The organism is Streptomyces sp. CBMA123 (genome assembly GCF_014596465.1).
Classification (GTDB): Bacteria; Actinomycetota; Actinomycetes; order Streptomycetales; family Streptomycetaceae; genus Kitasatospora.
Window position 1 is genome coordinate 1 of sequence record NZ_MECK01000433.1, and the last position, 2,352, is coordinate 2,352.

Annotated in this window: 2 protein-coding genes; both read right to left on the reverse strand. The window is 75.8% G+C overall.

Going from position 1 to position 2,352, the window contains the following annotated elements:
* Positions 1–71: 71 nt before the first annotated feature.
* Positions 72–908, reverse strand: coding sequence for a hypothetical protein (locus BG452_RS32735; protein ID WP_411293056.1), 837 nt, complete (start codon positions 906–908; stop codon positions 72–74).
* A 236-nt stretch (positions 909–1,144) separates the two neighbouring features.
* Positions 1,145–2,005, reverse strand: a complete 861-nt coding sequence (locus BG452_RS32740) for a hypothetical protein (protein ID WP_223243067.1) — start codon at positions 2,003–2,005, stop codon at positions 1,145–1,147.
* Between the last annotated feature and the right edge of the window lie 347 nt (positions 2,006–2,352).

Sequence of the window (2,352 nt, forward strand, 5' to 3'; positions counted from 1 at the left end):
ATGACGGTGCCCGGGGAACAGCAAGGCGACCTGTCCGGGGCACTGCTCACCCCGGACAGGTAAGGCTCACCTTAGCTGATTGTTCCCCTGGTCTCGCGGGTGACGCGTCCGTCCGGGGGAGGCCCCGGCGCACGCCCCAGCTGGCGCGCGAGCCAGACCGGCACCCCGCCCAGGGCGTGCACCAGCCGGGCTGCCTCGGCGCGCAGCCGCGCCGCCTCGGCGGGTTCGGACACCTCGGCGAGCGCGGCGAGCGCCGGCGCCACCCCCACTGTGAAGCCGAGCTGCTCGCGCAGCCGCAGTGAGGCGTCGAAGCCCTCCCGGGCGTTGCTGTGCTCCCCGCGGGAGAGTGCCAGCGCGGCCAGGTGCCGCCAGGTGTAGGAGCGCAGCAGTTCGTCCCCGCGCTCCCCGGCGCCCTCGTGCGCCCGGCGGTAGGCGATCCAGGCGGCGCCGCGGTCGCGCAGCAGGTTCTCGGCGACCAGTCCGCGCCGGAAGTCCAGCAGCGGGCGGCCCGGTGCGTCCGGCGGCAGCAGGGCCGAGGTGCGGCCGAGTGCGGCCTGGGCCTCGTCCAGCCGGTCGCGCGAGCCGAGCACGCTGGCCAGGTAGGCGAGGAAGCCGCGGGCGCAGGCGGCGGTGGCGCGCTGTTCGGTGCCCTCCGCCAGGGCCTCGGCCAGTCGTAGCGCCTGTTCCGCCTGGGTCCACTGGGACGCGGTGAACAGGCACTGTTCGATGAGGAGTTCGGCCCGTGCCAGGGCGACGGCCGGGTCGTTCTCGGCGGCGGGACGCAGCAGTTCGGCGGCCTCCTGCCAGCACCCCCGGGAGCGCAGCCGCCACACGGTGTCGCCCGGTTCCCCCGCTGCCGCCCGCCCCCGCCCCTCCGGGTCACTCGGGTTCCATCCGTGCTCCGACAACGCCACCTCCTTGTGTGCGCCATCCAGCAGGACGTGGACCTCCCCCTGAAGCCCTGCCGTCCGCGACCGTTCGCAGCGCGACGGCGGCACGACGGCATGGCGGCGGCAGGGCGAAAGGCCCACGCTGTGGCGGCAATTCAACACGGGGGTGAGCTTGTGCACCAGATCACGAGCGGAGGTTGTTGCTTTTGCCGGGCGGATGATCTAGTGGAGCGCGCGGGCGCGCCGCCACCGGGTCAGGAGGTCCAGCCGGTCTCCATCAGGGCCTCGGCGGCGCCGTTGGCGGGCTGCGGCACCCCGGCCAGGTCCAGGCTGAACAGGGCCACCAGCAGCTGCTCGCCGCGCACGGTGGCCTGGTGGGAGTAGCCGGCCAGGGTGAACATGGCGGCGGCCATCTCCTCGGCGTGCAGGGTCTGCAGCCACAGGCACTCGACGGACTTCACGTCGGCGGGCTCGGTCCAGGTGTCCACCTGGGCGACCATCCGGCCGCCCAGCAGGGTGACCCCGTCGCGCTCCTGGGCCTCGGTCAGCTCCAGGTCGTCGAAGCCCAGCCACTCCAGGTAGCGGGCGGCGGTGAACACCGCGTCCTGCGAGGTGCGCACCGGGTGGGGGCGGAACGGGGCGCGGTGGCGGAACGGGCGGGAGCGGCCCGCGGAGCCGCCGGGCGGCGCGGGCGGGGTGGGCGCCGGGGCGTTGACCGGGTGGGCCGGGTACGGGCGGGCGGCCTGCGGTCCGGGGGAGGCGAGCGGGCCGGCCGTACCGCCGCTCAGCCGGGTGGTGCGGTCCACCGGGAGCCGGACGGTGGCGCCGCAGTTGCAGGTGAACTCGGGCTGCGGCCACTGGTCGGAGCGGCCGCAGTGCGGGCAGCGCATGCTCAGCCAGGAGTCCTCCCAGGACCGGAACCGCACCTGCACCGGGACCCCGCCGCGCAGCAGCGGCACCTTCAGCGAGGCGCCGCACGGGCAGGGCAGCGACGGCGGCTCGTACAGGTGCTCGCGGCGGCAGGCGGGGCAGCGGATCGCCCGGGCGCCACCGCCCGCCCCCGGCCCTGGCCGCGCGGGGTCGTGTCCGGTGAAGTCGTCGGGCAGTCCTGCCATCGCGGGCTCCGTCCGTCGGTGTGGGGTGGGTGGGTGCTTCCCATGCTCCCCGAAACGTCCGGTCCTGGGCGCGGAATGGGGCAATCCTCAGGGATGGATCAGGGGCCGGTGACCGGGCGGAGCGAGGCCGGACCCTCCGCAGGGAGGATGTGCGGTCGGCGTACGGACGACGGTCAGCCGGCCGACCAGCGTGCCAGGTCGGCGGGGGTGTCCAGGTCGTCCGGGACGGCGATGTCCGCGCACTCGACCAGCACGAGCTCCGCGGCGTGCGCCGCCAGCAGGGCGCGGGCCCCGGCGTCGCCGGTGGCGCCCCCGGCGGCCTCGGCGAAGTACCGGGCGCCGAGCAG